Raw genomic sequence first — 20,277 nt, 5'->3', positions numbered from 1 at the left:
GGGAGTGGTGCCCAGGAAAGGACTCGAACCTTCACGACCTTGCGGTCACTGGCACCTGAAGCCAGCGCGTCTACCAATTCCACCACCTGGGCACAGGCTGCGGCTGCGGCACCCAATAATGGCACCGGAGGCGGCGCTATTAGAGGCGCGGCCCGAAACCGTCAAGCGGCTGGTTGCGCGTTTGCGCCCCTTGGCGGCTTGGCGCCGCCCCGCCGCTTCCATATGGTCCGGCGCCGGCCTGGATTGGAGCCCTCGGATCATGCGCGGAACCACGATACGCAAAATCGCCACGGTCTTCGGGGGCTCCGGCTTCATCGGCCGCTATGTGGTGCAGCGCCTGGCCCATCGGGACTACGTGGTGCGCGTGGCCACCACCGATCCGGGGGGCGCGCGCTTCCTGCAGACCCAGGGACGGGTCGGGCAGATCGTGCCGCTGGCGGCCAGCGTGGTGGATGCGGGCGCAGTGGAGCGTGCTGTGGCCGGCGCCGACCTGGTGGTGAACCTGGTCGGCATCCTGCATGAGCGGCGCCGCGGCGACTTCCAGCGCATCCATGTCGAGGGCGCCGGACTGGTCGCCCGGATCGCCGCCGCCGCCGGGGTGGAGCGGTTGGTGCATGTCTCGGCCATCGGTGCCGACCCTGCGAGCCGGAGCGCCTATGGCCGCAGCAAGGGGGAGGGCGAGGCGGCGGTGCGCGCCGCCTTCCCGCAGGCGACCATCCTGCGCCCCTCCATCGTCTTCGGGCCGGAGGACCAGTTCTTCAACCGCTTCGCCGGTCTGGCGCGGATGCTGCCCTTCATGCCGGTGATCGCCGGGAATACGCGCTTCCAGCCGGTCTATGTCGGCGACGTGGCGGATGCCGTCCTGGCGGCGGCGGAGCGGGAGGATGCGCCGGGCCGGACCTATGAACTCGGCGGGCCGCGCAGCCTGAGCTTTCGGGAAGTGCAGCGATTCGTGCTCGACACGACCGGATACCGCAAACCACTGGTGGATATCCCGCTTGGGCTGGCGCGGATGCAGGCGCGGTTCTCCGAATTCCTGCCGAATCCGCCGCTGACCCGGGACCAGTTGCTGATGCTCGGCCACGACAATGTGGTGGCGGAAGGGGCGCCGGGGCTGCCTGAACTCGGCATTTCCCCGAGCGCGCTGGAGGCCGTGGTGCCCGGCTATCTGACCCGGTTCCGGGAGGGCGGCGGCCGCCGGCCGCAAGGCGCGATGGGTTAGGTCCGATTCGGGCCTTACTGGCTTGGGAAATCGGCTGCCCAGGTTGAGGCCACCCCAACTTAGCGCCGAATAGGTCAGGCTCTTTGACCTGACGGCGAAAAAACACTGGCGCCGCCGTTGCCGGGCCATTAATGCTGCGCTGCATGCAGGCTGCGGCGCCGCCCGGTCTCGGCTGGGCCTGCGCCCGCCGCAACCCAGACGCTGCGGCTCCACAACGAGACTTCGGGGATCGCCACCATGGCCGAGCGGATGCTGCAATTCGTGCGCCTGTCGCAGGCCCAGCCCGAGAAACGCGATCTGGCCGCACGGCGCAGCGATTTCGGCGAGATCTACCGGGAATTCGCGGAGGCGGCCGCGGCCGAGCAGTCCAGCCGGTGCAGCCAGTGCGGCGTGCCCTTCTGCCAGATCCACTGCCCGCTCCATAACAACATTCCGGACTGGCTGAAGCTGACCGCGGAAGGCCGGCTGGAGGAAGCCTATGAGGTCTCCTCCGCCACCAATACCTTCCCCGAGATCTGCGGCCGCATCTGCCCGCAGGACCGGCTCTGCGAGGGCAATTGCGTCATCGAGAAGGGCTTCGAGAGCGTCACCATCGGCGCGGTCGAGAAATACATCACCGATACCGCCTGGGAGCGGGGCTGGGTGCAGGCGCCGAAGCCGCGCCGGGAATTGTCCTGGAGCGTCGGCATCATCGGTGCCGGTCCCGCCGGGTTGGCGGTGGCCGAGCGGCTGCGCACCCGCGGCTACCAGGTGCATGTCTATGACCGCTACGACCGGGTCGGCGGGCTGATGATCTACGGCATCCCCAACTTCAAGCTGGAGAAGGAGGTGGTGCTGCGCCGCTGGAAGCAGTTCGAGGAGGGCGGAATCCATTTCCACCTGAACTGCGCCATCGGCACCGATATCAGCATCGCCGAATTGCGCGAGCGGCATGATGCGGTCTTCATTGGCACCGGCGTCTACAAGGCGCGCGACATCGCCTGCCCCGGCATTGGCCTGCCGGGCATCGTGCCGGCGCTCGACTACCTCACCGCCTCCAACCGCGACAATCTCGGGGATGCGGTACCGGCCTTCGCCTCCGGCGCGCTGGATGCGGGGGGCAAGGCGGTGGTGGTGGTGGGCGGCGGCGATACCGCCATGGATTGCGTGCGCACCGCGGTGCGGCAGGGCGCCACCTCCGTCACCTGCCTCTACCGGCGCGACCGGGCCAACATGCCGGGTTCCATGCGCGAGGTGAAGAATGCCGAGGAGGAAGGCGTGACCTTCACCTGGCTGGCGGCGCCGGAAGCCTTTCTCGGCGATACGCAGGTGACCGGCGTGCGCGCGGTGCGGATGCATCTCGGCCTGCCGGATGCCACCGGTCGGCAGCAGGTGGCGCCGATCCCGGGCAGCCATTTCGTGCAGCCCTGCGACCTCGCCATCACCGCGCTTGGCTTCGACCCGGAGGACATGCCTGCGATGTTCAACGAGCCGGGGCTGGCGGTGACGCGCTGGGGCACGCTGAAGGTGCATCACCGCACCATGATGACCGAATTGCCCGGCGTCTTCGCCGGCGGCGACATCGTGCGCGGCGCCTCGCTGGTGGTCTGGGCGATCCGCGACGGCCGCGATGCGGCGGACCAGATCGACCGGTATGTGCGGCAAAAGGCCAGCGAAACGCTGGCAACGGCGGCGGAGTGACCGACATGGATGGCATGAGCGAGAAGGGTTCCGCCTTCGTCGAGGCCTTCCGGGCCAATGCCGCCCGCCTGGGCGCGGCGCATATCGACCTCACCGAGCATGACGCCTGCGGCGTCGGCCTGGTGGCGGCGCTGGATGGCAAGCCGCGGCGCCAGGTGGTGCAGGCCGGCATCGATGCGCTGAAGGCGGTGTGGCACCGCGGCGCCGTGGATGCCGATGGCAAGACCGGCGACGGCGCCGGCATCCATGTCGAGATTCCGCAGGACTTCTTCGCCGAGGTGGTGCAGCGTGGCGGCGACCGGCCGCGGCCGGGCCGCATCGCGGTGGGCCAGGTCTTCCTGCCCAAGACCGACCTCGGCGCGCAGGAGCGCTGCCGCCAGATCGTGGAAAGCGAGATCCTCTCGGCCGGCTATGCCATCTATTCTTGGCGCCAGGTGCCGATCCATGTCGAATGCATCGGCGAGAAGGCGAATGCGACGCGGCCGGAGATCGAGCAGATCCTGATCTGGAATCCGCTCGGCACCGATGATGCGACCTATGAGCGGGATCTCTATGTCATCCGCCGGCGGATCGAGAAGCAGGCCATCGCGGCGCAGATTCCGGAACTCTATCTCTGCTCGCTCTCCTGCCGCTCGATCGTCTACAAGGGCATGTTCCTGGCGCAGCACCTGGCGGAGTTCTACCCGGACCTGCTGGACGAGCGGTTCGCCTCCCGCTTCGCGATCTACCACCAGCGCTACAGCACCAATACCTTCCCGACCTGGCGGCTGGCGCAGCCCTTCCGCATGATCGCGCATAACGGCGAGATCAACACGCTCTCCGGCAACATCAATTGGATGAAGAGCCACGAGACGCGGCTCAGCCACCCGTTGCTCGACTCCTATCTCGACGACATCAAGCCGGTGGTCCAGGCCGGCGGCTCCGACACCGCGACGCTCGACAACGTATTCGAGCTGCTGGTGCGCGGCGGCCGTGACGCGCCGATGGCCAAGGCCATGCTGATCCCCGAAAGCATCAGCAACAACGCCACCCTGCCGGAGGCGCATCGCGACCTCTTCCTCTACTGCAACGCGGTGATGGAGCCCTGGGACGGGCCGGCGGCGATCGCCGCCACGGATGGCCGCTGGATGATCGCGGGGCTCGACCGCAACGGACTCCGGCCGATGCGCTACACCATCACCCAGGACGGGCTGCTGGTGGTGGGGTCCGAGACCGGCATGGTGAAGCTGCCCGAGGAGGCCATCATCGCCAAGGGCCGCGTCGGCCCCGGCCAGTGCATCGGCGTCGATCTCGAAGACGGCCGCTTCTACCGGGACCGCGAGCTGAAGGACGCGCTCGCCGCCCGCCGGCCCTTCGGCAAATGGGTGGAACGCACCACCCGCATCGACGAGATCGTGAAGGCCGATTCCAACGAGCCCGACCTGCTGCACGGCGAGGAATTGCGCCGCCGCCAGCTCGCGGTCGGCTACACGCTGGAGGAGCTGGAGAGCATCCTGCACCCGATGGTGGAGGATGCGAACGAGCCGGTGGGCAGCATGGGCGACGACACGCCCATCGCCGTGCTGTCGCAGCAGTATCGCGGGCTGCACCACTATTTCCGGCAGACCTTCAGCCAGGTGACGAACCCGCCGATCGACAGCCTGCGCGAGACGCGGGTGATGACGCTGAAGGTGCGGCTCGGCAATCTCGGGAATATCCTCGACGAGGACCCGACGCAGTGCGACATGCTGATGCTGGACAGCCCGGTGCTGTCCAATGCCGAATTCGCCGCCATGCGTGCCTATATGGGCGCCACCGCCTGCGAGGTGGATTGCACCTTCGCGGTGGCTGAGGGCGAGGCCGGGCTGCGCCGTGCCATCGACCGCATCCGGCGCGAGGCCGAGGAGGGCGTGCGCAGCGGCTGCGCCCATATCGTGCTTTCCGATGAGAACCAGGGGCCGGAGCGCGCGGCCATCCCGATGATCCTGGCGGTCGGCGGCGTGCATACGCATCTGGTGCGGCACAGCCTGCGCACCTTCACCAGCCTGAATGTCCGCGTGGCGGAATGCCTGGACGTGCATTACCTGGCGGTGCTGATCGGCGCCGGCGCCACCACGGTGAACGCCTACCTGGCGCAGGAGAGCATCGCCGACCGCCAGCGCCGCGGGCTGTTCGGCGAGTTCTCGCTGAAGGACTGCGTCGGCCGCTACAAGAAGGCGGTGGACAAGGGGCTGCTGAAGGTGATGTCCAAGATGGGCATCTCGGTCATCAGCTCCTATCGCGGCGGCATGAATTTCGAGGCGATCGGCCTCTCCCGCGCCCTGGTGAACGAGTTCTTCCCCGGCATCCAGAGCCGCATCTCCGGCATCGGCCTTTCCGGCATCGCGCAGCGCGTGCTGGCGCTGCACCACACCGCCTGGGACGCCGAGGCCGTGACGCTGCCGGTCGGCGGCCTCTACAAGATGCGCAAGCGCGGCGAGAGCCATGCCTTCGAGGGCGGGCTGATCCACACGCTGCAAAGGGCGGTGGAGACGGACAGCTACACCACCTTCAAGCGCTATTCCGAGGCGGTGCGCCGGCTGCCGCCGGTGGCGCTGCGCGACCTGCTCGATTTCCGCGCCGAAGGCCGCAGCGCGATCCCGATCGAGGAGGTCGAGAGCATCACCGAGATCCGCAAGCGGCTGCTCTCGCCCGGGATCTCGCTCGGCGCGCTGAGCCCCGAGGCGCATGAGACGCTGTCGATCGCGATGAACCGCATCGGCGCGCGTTCCGACAGCGGCGAGGGCGGCGAGGACCCGGGGCGCGCCAGGCCGCGCGCCAATGGCGACAATGCCAATAGCGCCATCAAGCAAATCGCCTCCGGCCGCTTCGGCGTGACAGCCGAATACCTGAACAATTGCCGGGAGATCGAGATCAAGGTCGCGCAGGGCGCCAAGCCCGGCGAGGGCGGGCAATTACCCGGCTTCAAGGTGACGGGGCTGATCGCCAAGCTCCGGCATTCGACGCCGGGCGTGATGCTGATCTCGCCGCCGCCGCATCACGACATCTACTCGATCGAGGATCTGGCGCAGCTCATCTACGACCTCAAGCAGATCAACCCGGAGGCTTCGGTCTGCGTGAAGCTGGTGTCGCGCGGCGGCATCGGCACCATCGCCGCCGGCGTGGCCAAGGCCAAGGCGGATGCCATCCTGATCTCCGGCCATTCCGGCGGCACCGGGGCCAGCCCGCAATCCTCCATCAAATATGCCGGCCTGCCCTGGGAAATGGGGCTCTCCGAGACGCACCAGGTGCTGTTGCTGAACCGGCTGCGGCACCGGGTGAAGCTGCGCACCGATGGCGGCATCAAGACCGGCCGCGACGTGGTGGTCGCCGCCATGCTGGGCGCCGAGGAATTCGGCATCGGCACGGCCAGCCTGGTCGCCATGGGCTGCATCATGGTGCGGCAGTGCCACAGCAATACCTGCCCGGTCGGCGTCTGCACCCAGGACGAGACGCTGCGGCAGAAATTCGGCGGCACCCCGGAGAAGGTGATCAACCTGTTCTCCTTCGTGGCGGAGGAGGTGCGGGAGATCCTGGCCTCGCTCGGCTTCCGCAAGCTGACCGACGTGATCGGCCGTGCTGACCTGCTGAAGCAGGTGAGCCGCGGTTCCGAGGATCTGGATGACCTCGACCTCAACCCGCTGCTGGTGAAGGCGGATGCCGGCCCCTATGCCGCCTACTGCACGCTGGAAGGGCGGAACGAGGTGCCGGAGACACTCGATGCCGACATGATCCGCGACGCCGCGGCGCTGTTCGAGCGGGGCGAGAAGATGCAGCTCGCCTACAACATCCGCAACACCCACCGCGCCATCGGCACCAAGATCAGCAGCCGCATCACCCGCAAATTCGGCATGGACGGGTTGCAGCCCGGCCATCTGAGCGTGCGGCTGCGCGGCTCCGCCGGCCAGAGCCTCGGTGCCTTCGCGGTGCGCGGGCTGAAGCTGGAGGTCTTCGGCGACGCCAACGACTATGTCGGCAAGGGGCTCTCGGGCGGCACCATCGTGGTCCGGCCGGCGCCTTCCTCCACCCTGGTCTGGAACGAGAACACCATCATCGGCAATACCGTGCTTTATGGCGCGACCGCGGGCGAGCTTTTCGCCGGCGGCCAGGCCGGCGAGCGTTTCGCTGTCCGGAACAGCGGCGCCATCGCGGTGGTCGAGGGCGTCGGCGCCAACGGCTGCGAATACATGACCGGCGGCACGGTGGTGATCCTCGGCCCGGTGGGCGATAATTTCGGCGCCGGCTTCACCGGCGGCACCGCCTTCCTCTATGACGCAGACGGAACCTTCGAGCGGCGCCTCAACCCGGAGACCCTGCTCTGGTCCCGCCTGGCCTCCGCTTACTGGGAGGGCGTGCTGCGCGACCTGATCGCCCGGCATGTGCAGGAGACCGGCTCCCGCCTGGCCGCCCGGCTGCTGAACGACTGGGCGCAGGAGCGCGACTGCTTCTGGCACGTCGTGCCGAAGGACTATGCCCGCTACCTGCCCGTGCCGATGCAGGACCCTGCGGCGGTGGCCGCCGAGTAAATGCGCGGTGGGGGCGCTGGCCGCCCCCGCCGAACTACCTGCGTATGGAATGCGGCTGCCGCTTTCCCGTGTCGCGTGTGGATGTCATAAGCCTGCCCGTGCGAATACTTCATCACCTGCCCCTCTCGCCCTATGCACGGAAGGTCCGGCTTGCCCTGGCCGAGAAGCGCATTCCCTTCGAATTGCGCATCGAGCGCGTCTGGGAGAGGCGGCCCGAATTCCTCGGGCTGAACCCGGCCTGCACCGTGCCGGTGCTGGTGGAGCCGAATGGGCTGGCCATCGCCGACAGCTATGCGATCTGCGAATACCTCGATGAGGCCTACCCGGATATCCCTTTGTTCGGCCGGACCTTGGCGGAGCGGGCCGAGGTGCGGCGGCTGGTCGCCTGGTTCGACGGCAAATTCGCCACCGAAGTCACCTCCCGCCTGCTTCATGAGAGGCAATTGAAGCGGCTGCTCGGCCGCGGCAACCCGGATGCGGCGGTGATCCGCGCCGGCTACGCCAATCTGCGGCCGCATCTGGACTATCTCGGCTGGCTGGCGGAAACCCGGCCCTGGCTGGCCGGGCCGCATGTGAGCCTGGCGGATTTCGCGGCCGCCGCGCATCTCTCGGCGCTGGACTATATCGGCGACGTGGACTGGGGCCTGAACGAGGCGGCCAAGGATTGGTATGCCCGGATGAAGTCCCGGCCCTGTTTCCGCGGCCTGCTCACCGACCGGGTCAGCGACCTGACGCCGCCGGCGCATTACGCCGACCTGGATTTCTGAGACCCTCCTGCCGCCGCTGGGGCTCGGGCTGGTTCAGCGCCAGGTTCTGCTGCGCCAGCTCGGCCGTGGGTGAAGCCGGGGCCAGGGCGATCGCCCTTTCCCAATCCGCCCGGGCGCCCCTGGCATCGCCCTGCATCTGGCGAAGGATGCCGCGCTCCAGCAGCGCCTCCGCATTGTCGGGGGTCAGGGTCAGGGCCCGCGCCGCATCCGCTGCCGCCTCGTCCATCCGGCCGAGGTGCCGGAGCGCGGCGGCGCGGAACACCAGGGCCTCGGCCCGGTCGGGGTCGAGCGCCACCACCCGGTTCAGGTCATCGAGCGAATCCGCATAGCGCCCCATGCTGCCCAGGGCCACGGCGCGGTCCAGCATCAGTGCGGTGTCGTCCGGTGTCAGGGTCAGCGCCATGGTGGCGGCGGCATAGGCCCGGCCGGTTTCGCCGAGCAGCATCCAGGCCTGGCCGGCCTGGGCGAAGACCGCGGCGCGCGCCGCCGTGCTGCCCTGGCTGGTCCGGGCCAATTGCTCCAGCCTTTCGGCGGCCCGGGCGGTCTCGCCCGTGGCCAGCAGGGCGAGCGCGCCGCAGTGCCGCGCGCCCTCGCCGCCGCCGGCGCCCTCCCAGCCCTCGGCGAAAGCGCGGGCGCTTCCGGGATCGCTCCGCAACAGGCCAAGACAGCGGTCATACTCGGGCCCTTCGGCCAGCCGGGGGATATCGGGAGGCGGGGTTTCGCCGGCGGCCCTGGCCTCCGGCCCCGCCAGGGCGAGCCAAGCGGTGCTCGCGGCCACGGCCAGCAGCACGGCGGCACAGGCGCCGCGCAGGGTGGGGCAGACGGGCTTCACGCGGGCAGTCTAGCCGCCGGGGCCGATAGGCGCCAGATCAGGGGCATGGAACACGCGAATGCAGGGGCCGCAGGGCGGCTGGTGGTGGCGGGGCTCGGCTATAGCGGCGCGGCGGTGGCGCGGGAGGCTGCCGCCGCGGGCTGGCAGGTGGCCGGCACGGCGCGCGACCTGGCGGGCGCCGCCGCGCCGCCGGGGGGTTTCGGTGCTGCGCTTCGCCGAGGCCGGGCCGGCCATCGCGGAGGCCACGCATCTGCTGGTGACGGCCGCGCCGGGGGAGGCGGGCGACCCGGTCCTCAACGCCCATGCCGGGGCCATCGCGGCCGCGCCGCAACTCCGTTGGATCGGCTATATCTCCACGACAGGCGTCTATGGCGACCGCGGCGGCGCCTGGGTGGACGAGGCAACCCCGCCCGCCCCGCGCCAGGATCGTACCCGGTGGCGGCTGGAAGCCGAGCAGCAATGGGCACGCTTCGCCGCCGGTCGGGCGGTGGACCTGTTCCGCACCGGGGGCATCTATGGCCCCGGCCGCAGCGTCTTCGACGATCTGCGCGCCGGCACCGCGCGGCGCACCGTGAAGCCCGGCCATGCCTTCAGCCGCATCCACCGCGACGATATCGCGCGGGCCGTCTGCGCCGCGCTACGCCAATCGCTACCGCCGGGGCTGCGCGTTCTGCATCTGGTGGATGATGAGCCCTGCGAAAGCGCCATGGTGGTCGAGGCGGCAGCGCGGATGCTGGGCGTACCGCCGCCGCCGCCCGCCCCCTTCGAGCAGGCGGCGCGGAGCATGTCGCCCATGGCGCTGAGCTTCTGGGCGGAGAACCGGCGCGTCGCCAATGCCGCCACCAAGGCCGCGCTCGGCATCGCCTGGCGCCATCCCACCTGGCGCGAGGGCCTAGCCGCCATCCTCCGGGAGGAGCGCGGCGAGGGTCCGGCGCAGCACTAGCAGATCCGCCGGCCGCGACAGCCGGTGGTCGCCATCCTTGATGAGCGTGACCTGCACATCGGGGCCGGTGATGGCGGCGGCGGTGCGGAGCGAGAGTTCCCAGGGCACATCCGGGTCCTGCTGGCCATGCAGCAGCCGTACCGGCACCGCGATCGGCACCGGCCCCTGCAACAGCAGGTGGCGCTCGCCATCCTCCAGCAGCGCGCGGGTGATGGGGTAGGGATCGCCATAGGCGCTGGGCCGGTGCCAGGCGCCATCGCGCTCGATCGCCGCCCGGGCCTCGGGTTCCAGCGTCGCAGTGATACGGCTGGTGAAATCCGGCGCGGCGGCGATGCCGACCAGCCCCGCCACCCGCTCCCGCCGCCTGAGCGCCAGCAGCAGCGCGATCCAGCCGCCCATGGAGGAACCGACCAGGATCTGCGGCCCCTCGGTCAGCGCATCCAGCACGCAGGCGGCATCCTTCGCCCAGCGGCCGATGGTGCCATCGACGAAGCGGCCGCCGCTGGTGCCATGGCCGGAATAATCGAATCGGAGGAAGGCGCGGCCCTGCGCGGCGCAGAACGCAGCCAGGTCCTCGGCCTTGGTGCCGGTCATGTCGCTGTTGAAGCCGCCGAGGAAGACCACCCCCGGCCCCCGCCCGGCGAGCCGCCGCCAGGCCAGTTCCACCCCATCGCCGCGATCAAGGCGGCCCGTCGCCTCGGCCGTCATGCGCGCGGGTATCCGCGGCGGGCCAGGCTGGCAAAGAGCGCGCCGGTGCCGAAGCTCCAGGGCTCGCATTCATCGGTACGCGCTACCTGGTTCACCAACGCGCCGAGCCGCGGCGTGGCGATCCGCACCACATCGCCGGGATGGTGGGTGAAGCCCTGGCCCGGCGCGCCACGGTCCTTGGCGGGCGAGAAGGGCGTGCCGAGGAACAGCACCGCGCCATCCGGATACTGGTGATGCAGGCCGATCAATTGCTCCACCAGGGAGGCCGGGTCGCGGCTGATGCTGCCGATCTCGCCGGTCTCTTCCAGCCGGAAGCCATCGCTGCCCTCGATGCTGAGCGTCACGGTGGCGCGCCCTGCATCCGTCAGGGTGAACCCCGCATCGAAGAGCCGCAGCAGCGGGCCCAGCGCGCAGGAGGCGTTGTTGTCCTTGGCGCGGCCGAGCAGCAGCGCCGAGCGGCCCTCGACATCCCTGAGGTTCACGTCATTGCCCAGCATGGCGCCGAGAATCCGGCCCGCCGCGCTGACCGCCAGCACCACCTCCGGCTCCGGGTTGCTCCATTGGCTGACCGGATGCACGCCCACCCGGGCGCCGGTGCCGACCGCCGCCATGGGCTGGCATTTGGTGAAGATCTCGGCATCCGGGCCGATGCCCACCTCCAGGTATTGGCTCCACCAGCTCTTCGCCACCAGCGCCGCCTTCAGCCGCATGGCCTCGGGGCTGCCGGGGCGGAGCGCCGTCAGGTCGTCGCCGATGATCTGCCGCACCTCGGCGCGCACCGTTGCCGCCCGGCTGGCATCGCCATGGCAGCGTTCCTCGATCACCCGTTCCAGCATGCTCCGCGCATAGGTGACGCCGCAGGCCTTCACCGCCTGGAGGTCGACGGGCGCCAGCAGCCAGGGGCGGCAGGGGTCGCGCGTGTCATGCGCGCTATTCTCCAGCAGTGCCGTGAGGTCGAGCGGCAGCGGCACGCCGCGGCCGCGGATGGCGGCCAGCGGGTCGGCCGCGTTCAGCCAGGCGCTGACCGTGCCGAAGGCGGGCGTCATGTCGAAAGCCGCGCCTTCCAGCAGGGCGATGGCGCTCGGCCCCTCCGGCGTCATCACGCGGGCGGCGTAGGCGCCGCCCGGCCAGTCCGCCGGCAGGCTCGTCGCGTCCAGGCGCAGCATGGGGCCTCTCCTCCCTGATCGGCTCGATGGGCCGGCACCTTAGCGGCGGCGGCGCGCGCACGGCAGGCCCCCCCGGCGGAAGGCGGCCGGTGAAACCCGCGAAACCGGAATGCCGCGGGGCCGGCATCCCCGCGAAACCGCATGTGCCTAGAGGATGCGCATCGCAAGACGGGACGGAGCACGGGGACATGATGCTGGACATCCTTCAGGCGGCGCTGCAACTCACCCGGCTGCACTGGGAGATGCGGGCGCGGGGCTGGGGCACGCGCACGCTCGGCGACCGGCTGCGGCGCGATATCGGCCTGCCGCCGCGGCACGAGGCGGGGCGCCTCGCCACCCGGCCCGACTGGCACTGATCCGCCCATCCGCATCGAACCCATGCAGGCCATGATCCTCGCCGGTCGCCACGGCCGGGCGTGGTCCGGCGCCAGCCACGCCGCGCTGGGCCGCTACGGCCATGCCGTGGCGCGTGGCTTCGCCGCTCCGGCCAAGGCATCTCCACCGGCTGCCTCACCGCCCTCTGACGGCATGGGGGCCTACCGCACCGGCCATTGACGAAAACCTCCGCCAGACCGAGGAGAAGGCAGCCATCACCGCTGGCCCCTGCGGAGGACTCCGTTTTGCACCACCCCGTCCCACGGCTCGCCGCCGCTGAAGCCCCGGGCGAATGACCGTTCGCCACGACGCCGCCGCACTGCGCCGCTTCGCCGCCCTCCTGTTCGAGAGGGGTGGCATGGAGGGGGAGAAGGCCGCCACCGTCGCGGAGGTGCTGGTCGAGGGCGACCTGCTAGGCCACGACACCCATGGCCTGGCCCTGCTGCCGCCCTATCTCGATGCGCTGGCCAGCGGCGACATGCTGGGGCGGGGCGCGCCGGAGGTGCTGACCGGCACGCCCGTGGTGGAAACCTGGGATGGCCGCAAGCTGCCCGGCCCCTGGCTGGTGCGCCGCGCCGCCGATCTCGCCGCGGAGCGCGCCGCCAGCTTCGGCCTGGCGGCGGTGGCGATTCGGCGCTGCCACCATATCGGCTGCCTCGCCGTCTATCTGCCGCGGGTGGTGGAGCGGGGGCAGGTGCTGCTGGTGTTTTCCTCGGACCCCGCCACCGGCTCGGTCGCGCCCTGGGGCGGCACGCGGCGGCTCTTCACGCCGAATCCCATCGCCGCGGGCTGGCCCTCGCCTGATGGGCCGGTGATGCTGGATGTGTCGATGTCCATCACCACCAATGCCATGACCGCGCGCCGGCGCGCCGAGGGCGGGCGCTTCCCTGCCGATGCCCTGCTGGATGCCGAGGGCCGCCCGACCAGCGACCCGGAGGCCTTCTTCACCAGCCCCGCCGGCAGCCTGCTGCCGCTTGGCGGCATGGCGGCTGGGCATAAGGGCTCGGCGCTCGGGCTGATGGTGGAGGCGCTGACCAGCGCGCTCGTCGGTCATGGCCGCGCCGATGCACCTGGCGGCTGGGGCGCTTCCGTCCTGGTGCTGGTGCTCGACCCCGCCCGTTTCGGCGGTACCGAGGCCTTCCTGCGCGAGACCGGCTGGATGGCGGCGGCGGTGCATGCCAATCCGCCGCCGCCGGGCGCCCCGCCGCCCCGGCTGCCCGGCGAGCGTGCCTGGCAGCGCCGGGCGGCGGCGCTGGCCGAGGGCGTGGCGCTGCACCCCTCACTGCCGCCGCTGCTGGCCGAGCGCGGCGCCCTGGCCGGCATCGCCATGCCCGCCCCGCTTTGAGCGCGACCATCCTGCAGGTGCTGCCCGCCCTGGTCTCGGGCGGGGTCGAGCGCGGCACGCTGGAGATCGCCGAGGCGCTGCTGGCCGCGGGCTGCCGCGCCCTGGTCGCCTCCGCCGGCGGGCCGTTGGTCGGGCCGCTGGAGCGGCTGGGCGCCCGGCACGTGACCCTGCCGCTCGGCACCAAATCCCCGGCCGGGATCTGGCGCAATGCCGCGGCGCTCACGGCGCTGGCGCGGGCGGAGGGGGTGGCGATCATCCATGCCCGTTCCCGCGCCCCCGCCTGGTCGGCGCTGCTGGCGGCGCGGCGGGCAGGGGCGCATTTCGTCACCACCTATCACGGCACCTACAATGAGGGATTTCCGGGCAAGCGCCTGTACAATTCGATCATGGCACGGGGCGAGCGGGTGATCGCCATCAGCGAGTTCATCGCGGCGCATATCCAGGCGCGGCACGGCACCGATCCGGCGCGCATCCGGGTGATCCCGCGCGGCGTCGATCCGGCGCGCTTCGATCCGGCGGCGGTGACGCCCGCCCGGGTGGCGGCGCTGCGCCAGGCCTGGAATGTCCCGGAGGGGCGTCCGGCGGTGATGCTGCCGGGGCGCCTGACGCGCTGGAAGGGCCAGGCCGTGCTGCTCGACGCCATGCCGCTGCTGCCTCCTGAGGTGATGGTGCTGCTGGTCGGCGCCGGCGCCGGCAATGGCGGCTTCCGGGATGAGCTGGCATCGCGCGTCGCAAATGCTGGGCTCGGCGAGCGGGTGCGCCTCTGCGGTCATGCCGAGGACATGCCGGCGGCGCTGCTGCTGGCGGATGTGGTGGTGCATGCCTCGACCGACCCGGAAGCCTTCGGCCGCACCGTCATCGAGGCGCAGGCCATGGCCCGGCCGGTGATCGCCGCCGATCTCGGCGCCCCGCGTGAGACGGTGCTGGAGGGCGAAACCGGCTGGCGGGTGCCCCCCGGGAGACCCCGCCGCACTGGCCAGCGCCATCACCGCCGCGCTCGCCCTGCCGCCGGCGGCGCGGGCGGCGCTCGGTGCCCGGGCGCGGGCGCGGGTGCTGGCGCGCTACACCACGGCGGCGATGCAGGCGGCGACCCTGGCGGTGTATCGGGAACTGCTGTGAGGCGGTGATGCAGCGCATCCTGGTCATCAAGCTCGCGGCCCTCGGCGACTTCGTGCAGGCCTTCGGGCCCTTCGCGGCCATCCGTGCGCATCATCCGGCGGCCGAGATCACCCTGCTGACCACGCCCCCCCTATGCGGACCTCGCCCGGCGCAGCCCCTGGTTCGACCGGGTCTGGGCCGATGGCCGCCCGGGCTGGGCCGATCTGCCGGGGCTCTGGCGCCTGGCGCGGCGGCTGCGCGGGGCGGGGTTCAGCCGGGTCTATGATTTGCAGACCTCCGCCCGCTCCTCCCGCTACCGGCGGCTGCTGGGGGATGGGGTCGAGTGGTCCGGCATCGCGCCCGGCGCCAGCCATCCGCATGCCAATCCGCGGCGCGATTTCATGCATACGATCGAGCGGCAACGGGAACAGTTGGAGATGGCCGGCCTCCGCGCCTTCCCGCTGCCGGAACTGGACTGGCTGGATGCCGATATCTCCGGGTTTGGCCTGCCGCCGCGCTTTGCCCTGCTGGTGCCCGGCGCCTCTCCCGGCCGGCCGGGCAAGCGCTGGCCGGCGGAACGCTATGGGGCCCTGGCGGCCGGGCTCGGCCTGCCGGCCACGGTGGTGGGCGGGCCGGCCGAGGCGCCGCTCGCCGCCGCCATCGCCGCGGCGGCGCCGGGGGTGATCGACCTTACCGGCCGCACCAGCTACGCGGCGCTGGGCGCCGTGGCGCGGCGGGCCGCCTTCGCCATCGGTAACGATACCGGCCCGACGCACCTGATCGCCGCCGCCGGCTGCCCGACCCTGGCCCTGTTCGGCGCCGAGAGCGATCCCGCGCTTTGCGCCCCGCGCGGCCAAGCCGTGGCGGTGCTGCGGCATGCGCGGCTGGCGGCGCTGGAGGTGGCGGAGGTGCGGGTGGCGCTGGCGGGGTTGGTTGCGGCCTGAAGGCGGCGCGTCGCCTGGCCGCAAGGCAGGCCATGTTGCCGGCTATGGCAGTTTCCGATGCGGTATGGCATCGGCGCAAGCACCATGCTTGACGCCGACCGGCTCGCCCGCCCATGGTCCGCGCCCCCAAAGCCCAAGGAGCCCGTTGCCCGATGCCTGCGATCACCCTGCCCGATGGTTCCGTGCGCCGCTTCGACGGGCCGGTCACGGGCACCGAGGTCGCCGCCGCGATCGGGCCCGGCCTGGCCAAGGCCGCGCTGGCGATGAGCGTGGACGGCAGGCTGCGCGACCTCTCCGCAACGCTGGAACAGGACAGCGCCCTCCGCTTCATCACCCGCAAGGACCCCGAGGCGCTGGAGCTGATCCGCCACGACGCCGCGCATGTGCTGGCGGAAGCGGTGCAGGCACTGTTCCCCGGCACGCAGGTGACGATCGGCCCTGCCATCGAGAACGGCTTCTACTACGACTTCGCCCGCAACGAGCCCTTCACGCCGGAGGATTTCGCCGCGATCGAGGCGAAGATGCGGGAGATCGTCGCCCGCAACAGCCCCTTCCGCCGCAGCGTGCTGCCACGCGAGGAGGCGATCGCCTTCTTCGAGGCGAAGGGCGAAGACTACAAGGCCGAGCTGATCCGCGACCTGCCGGCCACGGAGGAGATCTCCCTCTACAGCCAGGGCGACTGGATCGACCTCTGCCGCGGCCCGCATATGCGCGGCACCGCCGATGTCGGCAGCGCCTTCAAGCTGATGAAGGTGGCCGGCGCCTATTGGCGCGGCGACCACCGCAATGCCATGCTGAGCCGCATCTACGGCACGGCCTGGCGCGACCAGAAGGAGCTGGACGCCTATCTCCACCAGCTTGAGGAAGCCGAGCGCCGCGACCACCGCAAGATCGGCAAGGAGATGGATCTGTTCCACCTCCAGGAGGAAGCGGTGGGCAGCATCTTCTGGCACCCGAAGGGCTGGAAGCTCTACCGGACGCTGGAGGACTACATGCGCCGGCGGCTGGACGCGACCGACTACCAGGAGGTGCGGACGCCGCAGCTTGTGGACCGGAAGCTCTGGGAAGAATCCGGCCATTGGGAGAAATTCCGCGAGCACATGTTCATCGCCCGCGTCGAGGAGGAGGATGAGCGCGACCGCGTCCTCGCCCTGAAGCCGATGAACTGCCCCTGCCATGTGCAGATCTTCAACCAGGGGCTCCGCAGCTACCGCGAATTGCCGCTGCGCATGGCGGAGTTCGGAAGCTGCCACCGCTATGAGCCGAGCGGCGCGCTGCACGGCATCATGCGGGTGCGCGCCTTCACCCAGGACGACGCGCATATCTTCTGCACGGAGGAGCAGATCGCGGAGGAGACGGTGCAATTCGTGGCGCTGCTCTCCTCCATCTACCGCGATCTCGGCTTCGAGGAATTCCGCGTGAAGTTCAGCGACCGTCCGGCTAAGCGGGCCGGTGAGGACGCCGTCTGGGACCAGGCGGAGGGCGCGCTCAAGGAAGCCTGCCGCATCGCCGGCGTGGACTACACGCTGAACCCGGGGGAGGGCGCCTTCTACGGCCCGAAGCTGGAATTCGTGCTGCGCGACGCGATCGGCCGCGACTGGCAATGCGGCACCTTGCAGGTGGATTTCGTGCTGCCGGAGCGGCTCGATGCCGAATACGTGGCGGAGGACGGCACGCGGAAGCGGCCGGTGATGCTGCACCGGGCCATCCTCGGCAGCTTCGAGCGCTTCATCGGCATCCTGATCGAGCAGCATGCCGGGCGTTTCCCGCTCTGGCTGGCGCCGGTGCAGGTGGTGGTCGCCACCATCGTGGACGAGGCGGCACCCTTCGCCCGCGAGGCGGCCGCGGCCCTGGCCCGCGCCGGGCTGCGCGTGGAACTCGATCTGCGGAACGAGAAGATCAACCGCAAGGTCGTGGACCATATCGAGCAGCGGGTACCGGTGCTGGCCGTGGTGGGGCGGCGCGAGGCGGAGCAGGGCAGCCTGGTGCTGCGCCGCCTGCCAGGACGGGAGCAGGAAATGCTGCCCCTAGCCGAGGCGGTGGCACGGCTGGCGGCCGAGGCAACGCCGCCTGACCGCAGGCCGGAGGCCGCGCAGGCCAGCGATCAAGCAGTTGCAGCGGCCTGACACGGACGCCATAACTATAGTGCTGAACCGTTCCAACATCGACAGGAGAGAGCAATAGCCCGAGGTCCCGTTTCCAACCAGTTGCCGCCGCGCGATGGGCCGCGCGTCAACGAGGATATCCGCGTGCCGCAGGTCCGGCTGATCGACCAGGATGGCGAGATGCAGGGCGTCATGTCCGCGCGCGAGGCGCTGCAGCGCGCCTATGATGTCGGCCTCGACCTGCTTGAGATCAGCCCCAATGCCGAGCCGCCGGTCTGCAAGATCACGGATTACGGCAAGTACAAATACGAGCAGCAGAAGAAGGCCAACGAGGCCCGCAAGAAGCAGAAGGTCGTCGAAATCAAGGAGGTGAAGGTCCGCCCCAACATCGACGATCACGACTACGACGTGAAGATGCGGGCGATGAAGTCCTTCATCGAGGAAGGCGACAAGGTGAAGGTCACGCTGCGGTTCCGCGGGCGCGAGATGGCGCACCAGGACCTCGGCATCAAGGTGCTGGAGCGCATCCGCACCGAGCTCGGCGAGACCATCAAGGTGGAGCAGATGCCCCGCCTGGAGAACCGCCAGATGATCATGGTCCTGGCGCCGAAATAGGCGGCGCCCTGCCGGCGCGCGGTTCCGCCTGGTCGGCCCGCGCGCGCCGGCAGGGCTGCTCTCAGCTTGCCAGCGCCTTCTCCTTCTTGCTGCGCAGTGAGGGCAGCACCATCAGCACCAGCGCGATGAGGGCGAGCCCGAGCATCGAGGCGCTGATCGGCCTTTCGAGGAAGGTCATCGGGTCGCCGCGCGAGAGCAGCATGGCGCGGCGCAGATGCTCCTCCATCATCGGGCCGAGCACGAAGCCCAGCAGCAACGGGGCCGACTCGCAGCCCAGCTTGGTCAGGGCATAGCCGAGCACGGTGAAGATCATCATGGTGTAGACGTCGAAGACGTTGTTGTTGATGCTGTAGGCGCCGATGCAGCAGAAGACCAGGATCGCCGGATACAGGAATTTATAGGGCACCTTCAGCAGCTGCACCCAAACCCCGACCAGCGGCAGGTTGATGACCAGCAGCATCAGGTTGCCGATCCACATGCTGCAGATCAGGCCCCAGAAGAGTTCCGGCTGCGCCGTGACCATCCGTGGCCCGGGCTGGATGCCCTGGATGATGAGGGCGCCCACCATCAGGGCCATCACGGAATTGGACGGGATGCCGAGCGTCAGTAGCGGGATGAAGGCGCTCTGCGCCCCGGCATTATTGGCGCTTTCCGGCCCGGCTAGCCCCTCGATCGCGCCATTGCCGAAGCGTTCCGGGCGGCGTGTCAGGCGCCGCTCCAGCATGTAGGACCCGAAGGAGGAGATGGCGGCGCCGCCGCCCGGCAGGATGCCGAGTGCGGTGCCGAGCAGGGTTCCCCGGATCGAGGCCGGGATCGCGTAGCGCCATTCCTCACGGCTCAGCCAGAGCGGGCCGCGCTTCGCCACCCGGCCGCTGCGGATCTCCGGGCGTTCCAGGTTCAGGATGATCTCCGTCACCCCGAACAGTCCCATGGCCAGGGCCACGAAATTGATGCCGTCCGAGAGTTCGGGGACGCCGAAGGTGAAACGCTGCTGCCCCGTTTGCACATCGGTCCCGACCAGGCCGAGCGCGACGCCCAGCACCACCATCGCTATGGCCTTCGGCACGCTGCCCTGGGCCAGGACGCAGGCGACGATCAGGCCGAGCAGCATGAGGGAGAAGTAGTCCGGCGGCCCGAAGGACAGCGCCACCGATGTGAGCATCGGCCCCGATGCGGCGACGACGAAGGTGGACACCGTGCCGGCGAAGAAGGAGCCGAGCGCCGCCGCGGCCAGCGCCGCCCCGGCGCGCCCCTGCTGCGCCATCTTGTAGCCTTCGATGGCGGTGACGACGCCGGAGATCTCGCCCGGCAGGTTCAGCAGGATGGCGGTGGTGGAGCCGCCATACTGCGCGCCGTAATAGATGCCGGCCAGCATGATAATGGCGGTGACCGGATCCTGCCCGAAGGTGAGCGGCAGCAGCAGGGAGATGGTCGCCGTCGGCCCGAGGCCGGGCAGCACGCCGATGGCCGTGCCGATCAGGGTGCCGAGAAAGGCGAAGGTCAGGTTCTTGAAGCTGAGTGCGACATCAAAGCCGAGCGCGAGGTTCTCGAGCATGCGCCTGCCCCCTCATGCGCTGGGCTGGCGGGCGGCAAGCGCCGCGGAGAGACAGGCGTCGGCCGGCAATATCCTGGCCCCTCCGGGATGCCTGCCCGCAAGCCGATGCAGCTGCGAGGGGAGGTGGGCCAGGGGCGGGCCGGAATGCGAGGTGGGGATGGTCCTGGGCAGCAGGATGCAGCAGGGCGCCATCCGGCCCTGGCGGGCCGTGGCCCGGTCAACTCCGTCGATCAAGATGATCCTCCCGGCAATTCTCTTTTTTTGGTCCTGGCCGGCCGCTGCTCGCGACAATGCCAAGCATTCGGCAAACTCACCTTGGCGGTCCAGGTTTCGTCGGGAAATGATCGCGCGGCCGATTCATCCGCTGCCGCATGGCAG

General features: G+C 70.2%; 15 protein-coding genes and 1 tRNA gene. 11 read left to right on the top strand and 5 right to left on the bottom strand.

Annotation, left to right across the window (positions count from 1 at the left end; all coding sequences use genetic code 11):
* Window positions 1-5 precede the first annotated feature (5 nt).
* Window positions 6-92, bottom strand: a tRNA-Leu gene (locus KSF81_RS19405).
* A gap of 167 nt (window positions 93-259) precedes the next feature.
* On the opposite strand from KSF81_RS19405, the gene KSF81_RS19400 reads away from it, so the two are divergent.
* The 4 genes from KSF81_RS19400 to KSF81_RS19385 all read left to right on the top strand — a co-directional run bounded on the left by KSF81_RS19400 (window position 260) and on the right by KSF81_RS19385 (window position 8,213).
* A complete protein-coding gene (locus KSF81_RS19400) occupies window positions 260-1,222 on the top strand; it encodes a complex I NDUFA9 subunit family protein (RefSeq protein WP_217380362.1) in 963 nt (320 codons plus the stop codon).
* A 237-nt stretch (window positions 1,223-1,459) separates the two neighbouring features.
* A complete protein-coding gene (locus tag KSF81_RS19395; RefSeq protein ID WP_217380361.1) occupies window positions 1,460-2,902 on the top strand; it encodes an NAD(P)-dependent oxidoreductase in 1,443 nt (480 codons plus the stop codon).
* A 14-nt stretch (window positions 2,903-2,916) separates the two neighbouring features.
* Window positions 2,917-7,446 carry a glutamate synthase large subunit gene (gene gltB / locus KSF81_RS19390; protein WP_375293338.1) on the top strand — a complete coding sequence of 1,510 codons (4,530 nt, stop codon included), beginning with the start codon at window positions 2,917-2,919 and terminating at the stop codon, window positions 7,444-7,446.
* Window positions 7,447-7,544: 98 nt separating this feature from the next.
* Entirely contained in the window at window positions 7,545-8,213 is a 669-nt protein-coding gene (locus tag KSF81_RS19385) for a glutathione S-transferase family protein (RefSeq protein WP_309139620.1), read from the top strand.
* Here KSF81_RS19385 and KSF81_RS19380 read toward each other — a convergent pair.
* Entirely contained in the window at window positions 8,167-9,045 is an 879-nt protein-coding gene (locus KSF81_RS19380) for a tetratricopeptide repeat protein (RefSeq protein ID WP_217380359.1), read from the bottom strand. The two genes, KSF81_RS19385 and KSF81_RS19380, sit on opposite strands and share 47 nt — an antisense overlap.
* 202 nt (window positions 9,046-9,247) lie before the next feature.
* Here KSF81_RS19380 and KSF81_RS19375 point away from each other — a divergent pair, with 202 nt between their 5' ends.
* Window positions 9,248-9,988: an SDR family NAD(P)-dependent oxidoreductase gene (locus tag KSF81_RS19375; protein WP_254453624.1), complete on the top strand. Its 741-nt coding sequence runs from the start codon at window positions 9,248-9,250 to the stop codon at window positions 9,986-9,988.
* Here the strand turns inward: KSF81_RS19375 and KSF81_RS19370 are convergent.
* Both KSF81_RS19370 and KSF81_RS19365 read right to left on the bottom strand, forming a co-directional pair.
* Complete coding sequence (locus KSF81_RS19370; RefSeq protein WP_217380358.1) at window positions 9,938-10,696, bottom strand: carboxylesterase; 759 nt, start codon at window positions 10,694-10,696, stop codon at window positions 9,938-9,940. The genes KSF81_RS19375 and KSF81_RS19370 overlap by 51 nt on opposite strands.
* A complete protein-coding gene (locus KSF81_RS19365; protein WP_217380357.1) occupies window positions 10,693-11,862 on the bottom strand; it encodes a fumarylacetoacetate hydrolase family protein in 1,170 nt (389 codons plus the stop codon). Before KSF81_RS19365 ends, KSF81_RS19370 begins: the two co-directional genes overlap by 4 nt.
* A gap of 188 nt (window positions 11,863-12,050) precedes the next feature.
* On the opposite strand from KSF81_RS19365, the gene KSF81_RS19360 reads away from it, so the two are divergent.
* From KSF81_RS19360 to infC, 6 genes are all read left to right on the top strand, one after another.
* Window positions 12,051-12,218 carry a hypothetical protein gene (locus KSF81_RS19360; protein ID WP_217380356.1) on the top strand — a complete coding sequence of 56 codons (168 nt, stop codon included), beginning with the start codon at window positions 12,051-12,053 and terminating at the stop codon, window positions 12,216-12,218.
* Between the two features lie 311 nt (window positions 12,219-12,529).
* On the top strand, window positions 12,530-13,582 hold the full coding sequence (locus tag KSF81_RS19355; RefSeq protein WP_217380355.1) for an Ldh family oxidoreductase: 1,053 nt from the start codon (window positions 12,530-12,532) through the stop codon (window positions 13,580-13,582).
* Complete coding sequence (locus KSF81_RS19350; RefSeq protein WP_309139619.1) at window positions 13,579-14,709, top strand: glycosyltransferase family 4 protein; 1,131 nt, start codon at window positions 13,579-13,581, stop codon at window positions 14,707-14,709. Before KSF81_RS19355 ends, KSF81_RS19350 begins: the two co-directional genes overlap by 4 nt.
* 258 nt (window positions 14,710-14,967) lie before the next feature.
* Window positions 14,968-15,624: a glycosyltransferase family 9 protein gene (locus KSF81_RS19345; RefSeq protein ID WP_309139618.1), complete on the top strand. Its 657-nt coding sequence runs from the start codon at window positions 14,968-14,970 to the stop codon at window positions 15,622-15,624.
* Between the two features lie 152 nt (window positions 15,625-15,776).
* Complete coding sequence (gene thrS / locus KSF81_RS19340) at window positions 15,777-17,750, top strand: threonine--tRNA ligase (RefSeq protein ID WP_217380354.1); 1,974 nt, start codon at window positions 15,777-15,779, stop codon at window positions 17,748-17,750.
* Between the two features lie 81 nt (window positions 17,751-17,831).
* Window positions 17,832-18,344: a translation initiation factor IF-3 gene (gene infC / locus KSF81_RS19335; protein ID WP_217380353.1), complete on the top strand. Its 513-nt coding sequence runs from the start codon at window positions 17,832-17,834 to the stop codon at window positions 18,342-18,344.
* A 61-nt stretch (window positions 18,345-18,405) separates the two neighbouring features.
* Here infC and KSF81_RS19330 read toward each other — a convergent pair whose 3' ends face one another.
* Window positions 18,406-19,899: a tripartite tricarboxylate transporter permease gene (locus tag KSF81_RS19330; RefSeq protein ID WP_217380352.1), complete on the bottom strand. Its 1,494-nt coding sequence runs from the start codon at window positions 19,897-19,899 to the stop codon at window positions 18,406-18,408.
* Between the last annotated feature and the right edge of the window lie 378 nt (window positions 19,900-20,277).

The organism is Siccirubricoccus sp. G192 (genome assembly GCF_019084075.1).
GTDB lineage: Bacteria > Pseudomonadota > Alphaproteobacteria > Acetobacterales > Acetobacteraceae > G192.
Note: the sequence above shows the minus strand (reverse complement) of the source record. Positions and strands in the feature narration are given on the sequence as shown.

Coding starts and splice junctions, on each gene's coding strand:
- KSF81_RS19355 (WP_217380355.1), top strand. CDS start 12,530: ATGACCGTTCGCCACGACGCCGCCGCACTGCGCCGCTTCGCCGCCCTC.
- gltB (WP_375293338.1), top strand. CDS start 2,917: ATGAGCGAGAAGGGTTCCGCCTTCGTCGAGGCCTTCCGGGCCAATGCC.
- KSF81_RS19365 (WP_217380357.1), bottom strand. CDS start 11,862: ATGCTGCGCCTGGACGCGACGAGCCTGCCGGCGGACTGGCCGGGCGGC.
- KSF81_RS19360 (WP_217380356.1), top strand. CDS start 12,051: ATGATGCTGGACATCCTTCAGGCGGCGCTGCAACTCACCCGGCTGCAC.
- thrS (WP_217380354.1), top strand. CDS start 15,777: ATGCCTGCGATCACCCTGCCCGATGGTTCCGTGCGCCGCTTCGACGGG.
- KSF81_RS19400 (WP_217380362.1), top strand. CDS start 260: ATGCGCGGAACCACGATACGCAAAATCGCCACGGTCTTCGGGGGCTCC.
- KSF81_RS19395 (WP_217380361.1), top strand. CDS start 1,460: ATGGCCGAGCGGATGCTGCAATTCGTGCGCCTGTCGCAGGCCCAGCCC.
- KSF81_RS19330 (WP_217380352.1), bottom strand. CDS start 19,899: ATGCTCGAGAACCTCGCGCTCGGCTTTGATGTCGCACTCAGCTTCAAG.
- KSF81_RS19370 (WP_217380358.1), bottom strand. CDS start 10,696: ATGACGGCCGAGGCGACGGGCCGCCTTGATCGCGGCGATGGGGTGGAA.